The sequence below is a fragment of the Deltaproteobacteria bacterium genome (assembly GCA_030654105.1).
Taxonomy (GTDB): domain Bacteria; phylum Desulfobacterota; class SM23-61; order SM23-61; family SM23-61; genus JAHJQK01.
In genome coordinates this window covers 1-5,019 of the sequence record JAURYC010000082.1, presented here as the reverse complement: position 1 = coordinate 5,019, position 5,019 = coordinate 1, and the positions used below count along the sequence as shown (strand labels likewise).

5 protein-coding genes are annotated in these 5,019 nt (G+C 52.4%); 3 read left to right on the top strand and 2 right to left on the bottom strand.

Annotated features, from left to right (window positions below):
- The 3 genes from Q7V48_03175 to Q7V48_03165 all read left to right on the top strand — a co-directional run.
- On the top strand, positions 1 to 1,959 hold a 1,959-nt coding region (locus Q7V48_03175), incomplete at its 5' end, for an acyl-CoA dehydratase activase-related protein (protein ID MDO9209738.1).
- Between the two features lie 74 nt (positions 1,960 to 2,033).
- On the top strand, positions 2,034 to 2,753 hold the full coding sequence (locus Q7V48_03170) for a protein-L-isoaspartate(D-aspartate) O-methyltransferase (GenBank protein MDO9209737.1): 720 nt from the start codon (positions 2,034 to 2,036) through the stop codon (positions 2,751 to 2,753).
- A gap of 153 nt (positions 2,754 to 2,906) precedes the next feature.
- Positions 2,907 to 3,194, top strand: a complete 288-nt coding sequence (locus tag Q7V48_03165; protein MDO9209736.1) for an MFS transporter — start codon at positions 2,907 to 2,909, stop codon at positions 3,192 to 3,194.
- Positions 3,195 to 3,367: 173 nt separating this feature from the next.
- Here Q7V48_03165 and Q7V48_03160 read toward each other — a convergent pair whose 3' ends face one another.
- Entirely contained in the window at positions 3,368 to 4,384 is a 1,017-nt protein-coding gene (locus tag Q7V48_03160; protein MDO9209735.1) for a leucyl aminopeptidase, read from the bottom strand.
- Between the two features lie 15 nt (positions 4,385 to 4,399).
- Positions 4,400 to 4,990: an FAD-dependent oxidoreductase gene (locus Q7V48_03155; protein ID MDO9209734.1), complete on the bottom strand. Its 591-nt coding sequence runs from the start codon at positions 4,988 to 4,990 to the stop codon at positions 4,400 to 4,402.
- Between the last annotated feature and the right edge of the window lie 29 nt (positions 4,991 to 5,019).

Genomic DNA, 5,019 nt, shown 5'->3' with positions numbered 1-5,019 from the left:
TCCCTGGACCGGTCCTTCACCTGTCCTTACGTTCAGGCCTTCCCCTATGCCGTCAAATCGGCTATCGATTTTAAGTCCCATGGAGTGAAACTCCTCACCCCAGTCATCCATTTCGGCTGGGAGCGAAAGAACTTAGAACAGGCCCTGGTGAAAATGTGCCGGGAGCTGGGCAAAGATGCGGATGAAGTGCGGGAAGCGATTGAGAAGGCGCAGACGGCCCAGAACAGCTTTTACGCTTCTCTAAAACGCCGGGGCCAGGAGGTCCTGCAGAACCTAAAAGAAGGGGACCGGGCCATGGTCATCATCAGTCGACCTTACAACGGCTGCGACCCGGGTGTTAATTTAGGACTTCCCCAAAAGCTACGGGACCTCGGGGTCATCGCCATCCCCATGGATTGCCTCCCCTTGGATGAAGTAAACCTGGTGGATGATTGGGAGGATATGTACTGGAAATCCGGGCAGAAGATTTACAGCGCCGCCCACATCGTTCGTAATGATCCACGCCTTCATGCCATCTATATTACTAATTTTGCCTGCGGCCCAGACTCTTTTATCCTTCATTTCTTCAATGAAAAAATGCGGGGGAAACCCTATCTGCAAATCGAAGTGGACGAACATAGCGCCGATGTCGGTGCCATTACCCGGCTGGAAGCCTTCCTGGACAGCCTGAAGAATATCCAGGATGGCCGGATGCAAGAAGAGCGGAAACCGAAAACCGTCGTAATGACCAAGGATGCCGATCATCGCAAAGTGTACGTGCCCTACATGGCCGAGCAGGCTTTCGCCCTGGTCGGCGCTTTTCAGTCCTGCGGCATTGATGCCGAGGTTACTCCCCGATCAAACTCGGAAACGGTTTTCTGGGGAAGGAAGTTTACTTCCGGCAAAGAATGCTATCCGTGTATCTTGACCACCGGCGACATGGTCCGGGTCGTCAAGAGCCCGGACTTTGACCGCAATAAAGTAGCCTTCTTCATGCCCTCCGGAAACGGGCCATGTCGCTTTGGGCAGTACCACCGCTTGCACCGCTTGATCCTCGATGACCTGGGGTATCCTGATGTTCCCATCTATTCCCCTACCCAAGATGAACACCTGTACAGAGATCTGGGCATTCTGGGGAAGAATTTTACCCGGCTGGCCTGGCAGGGGATGGTGGCCATAGACCTTTTGGATAAGAAACTCCGCGAAACCCGGCCGTATGAAAAGAACCCTGGGGAAGCGGATAAGGAATTCGAGATTTTCCGGCAAAAAGCTTACGAAGTCGTGCGGGATAGTCGGGATGATCCCCAGCAATGCCTGTCAGGCCTAGTCGAAGTTCTTCAGGAAGCCAGAAAACGGTTCGATCAGATCGAAGTAAGTAACCAGGGGTCAAGGCCGCGGATTGGGATTGTGGGCGAAATCTATATTCGCTCCAATGCCTTCAGCAATGAATTCATCGTCCAGGAGCTGGAGAAACTTGGTGGGGAAGTTTGGTTACCCCCGATTGCCGAATGGTTTCTCTATTTGAACTTTACCTCCCGGCGTTATAGCCTGAGGAACAAACGTTTTGGCAGCTTCTGGCGTACCTACATCACCGATTTGGTGCAAAGGCGGGATGAGCATAAATTGGATCGTATCTTTGCAGGAAGCCTCGTCAATCATCCCGAACCTTCCATCCTCGAAACCCTACGAGAAGCCAAGCCTTACCTGGATGACTCTTTTGAGGGAGAAGCGGTTCTCTCCGTGGGGAAATGCGGCGATTATGTAAGGAAAGGTGTTTCCGGCCTGGTCAATGTCATGCCGTTTACCTGCATGCCTGGAACCATCGTCGGTGCGGTGATGAAACGATACCGCGAAGACCACAATGACATTCCCTTTCTGAACATGGCTTATGATGGGCAGGAAGAAACCAACACCCTGACGCGACTGGAGGCCTTCATGCATCAGGCGCGGCAGTACCAGCGGCAGATGGGTGAAAGTTAGCAATCAGCAAGGCAAAGTAGGGGCGCGATGTCCCGCCGCAAGCGGGATGTCCCTACCCACTCCAGGGCCAACCTATGCGCACGACCGTTCTCTTCTTTTTGCTAACCTGGATTTTTCTTTTTCCCTCCGCGCCTACGGTTGCGTCTGAAGATGCCCAAATCATCAAGTCCCGCAAGAGGATGGTTGAGCATGACCTCAAAGGGCGGGATATCACCGATGCCAAAGTCCTGGAGATCATGGGTCGGGTACCGCGTCATCTCTTCGTCGATAAATCTCTGCAGAGTAAAGCCTATGCCGATCATCCCTTGCCCATTGGGGAAGGGCAGACAATCTCCCAACCTTATATCGTGGCGTTGATGACTCAGATCCTGCAGGTAAAACCAGGAGAGAAGGTTTTGGAGATCGGCGCGGGGTCGGGCTACCAGGCAGCGGTTTTGGCGGAGCTAACCGGCCAGGTTTATACGATCGAAATCCGGGCCAGCCTGAGTCAAATGGCGGCCCAGCGTCTCAAGCAGTTGGGGTATGAAAAGGTTAAGGTAAAATACGGGGATGGCTATTTCGGTTGGGAAGAATATGCTCCCTTTGATGCCATTATTGTCACTTGTGCGGCCAACCATATTCCTCCCCCGCTAATCAAGCAACTGAAGGAGAACGGAAGGTTGATAATACCTTTAGGGAGTACGACCTATTTTCAAACTCTCACGCTACTCACCAAAAAGAATGGCCAGACCGATGTCCAGCACCTTTTGGGCGTATCTTTTGTGCCTATGACCGGGGAGGCGCAGAAAAGATAAAGCCTACCCTCTTTATTCTTTGATCATGAACTCCACTAATTCTTCAGAGCCCCCTTCTTATCGCCAATCAATTCTCCTTTTTCCGTTCTGCACCTTATTCTTTTGGGGCTCAATTTATATTTATATGCCGCTCCTGGTCCCTATGCCAAAATAGTGGGCGGTTCGCTCCAGGCCGTCAACGGGGTGGGAGTGGGCTTGGTCTTTCCCCTGCTCATGGGATTGGCCATTCAGCCTTTCCCTCTTGCCCAACAGGCAACAGCTATGGGGTTCTTCCAGTCCATCTATGCCGCGGGCATGAGTCTGGGGCCATTGATTACGGGATGGATTGGGGAGCACCGGGGGCTTGCGGGCGCTTTTATCCTAAACGGGTCCCTCTGTCTGGTCGCTTCTTTTTTAACCTGGGAAAAAAGCGAAGGTCCCAGAGTCTCTTCCCATACTTAAGATGGTTTCATGAAAAATCCAGCGGATGAAGAAAGTGCAACCTATATCTGTTTAGAATACAAGTGTTCTCGGAAATATCCTGGGTCAGTGAAATAGAAAGGGAATAAAGCAGTCAATCCTCATAGGATTCAAGGTCCTCGCTCCATGAATCGGAATAGACTACGGATTCTCTCTCAGATTTTCAAGACCCCTTTGTCCAGGACGATCTTCCCATCGAAATAAACGGTCGTGTCTTTATACATCACATCGATATGATTCGGAGCCAGAACCTTGCCTCCGATGGCAAAGTTGCTACCGATCCCCGCATGACAGTTCCCAAGCCGACCAAGGTCTTCCAAGTTGGTTGCACAGAGACGGGCCTCCGGATTGAGACCGATCCCGAATTCCGCATAGTTGTAAGCCTTCTCGTTTTTCAGGGACTCGAGAACCATGCGGAGTTTGCTCGCAGCCATGCCCCCCTGGATATCCACCACCTTCCCTTGTTTCACGATAAGGGTTACCTGGTCATAGAGGGTGATGCCCACACTCATGATGCTTACGTCACTCACGATTTTCCCTTCCGTAGTCCCCTCGATGGGCGAGATGTTGATTTCACTATCCGGAAAGGCAGCGAATTGGCCCGGTTTTTTAAACAGTCCAGTCTCATATTGAACAGGTCTGCCCGTGACCTGCCCCCGAATATCGGTCCCAAGAGGGGTCGTAACCCTGATTTCACCCGCTGCTGCCAGGGCTGCCCCTAAGACACGTCCCCTTTGGTCACAATCCTCGTAGTCCGCGTTGATCGCTCCGACGCAAAGAGCATCCTCGGTTACCTCGCACATGGTGCTTCCACGCTTTCCGGCCTTAATCGCCTCGACGCGCGCCTTCGTGTGGGTTTGGGACCAGGTCGTCGGTTGCAAAAAGACATCTGCCTCCCGAAATGCGGCCACGATGGGCTCAGGGAGCTGCGCCCCGTGAACTCCCACCGGCGGAATCATGATTATGATGGGCGTTGCGCCAACGGCATAGGCCGCCGCCGCCAGGACTTCCGCGATTCTCAGTTTGTTCGTGTCGGTCGAAATGAGGACTGTCTCACCCTCCTTTACATCTCCACATTTTATGCACTTTAGGGCTCCTTTCATCATCTGAATGGGGCTGGAAGGCCCTGGCGTATAGTGCCAGTAAGCGATCGGCCATTCTCGTGTACTCATCGCGCGCTCTCCTTTCTAATCAATCTTGTTTCCTGCTTCAAACCCTTCGCGCACGGATTCGAGGATATTCCGTGGTTGAATGCAGTCACCCACTTTGACTACAGGACGCCCGGAAGAAACGAGTTCCTCCTGGAGTCTATTATCCGGCTTGGCACCCACCGCGAAGATCAAGACATCGACATTCACAGCGATCTCTTCTTGCCCTTGGCGGACGGTGGCCGTCTTCCCCGCGATAAGGATAAGTTCCGTACCGGTATAGACCTGGACATTGTTTTGCTTAAACTTCATCCCAAAATAGGCCTTGGTGTCTGCGTCAGCCTCGGCGGCGATTTCAGGAAGGATTTCCACGAGAATCACCCTTCTTCCTCGTTCACCCATCTTGGCCACAAAGGCCCGGGCGATGGCTTCCCGTTCCAAGACCTTTCGTCCCATCCATTGGTGGGTGGCCGTCTTGGGTACAGACTTCTCGACTTGAACGATTTCCAGGATTTGGATCAACTGCTTTTGTTTCTCGGTTAAAGGCGTTCCCGAACATTCCTCCAAATACGGAAATAAACTCCGTTGCAGCGTACCCATTAACCATGATATGGTTTCTCGGAGCTTCATGGGTTCTCCTTGTATTATTTTTTTGCCAA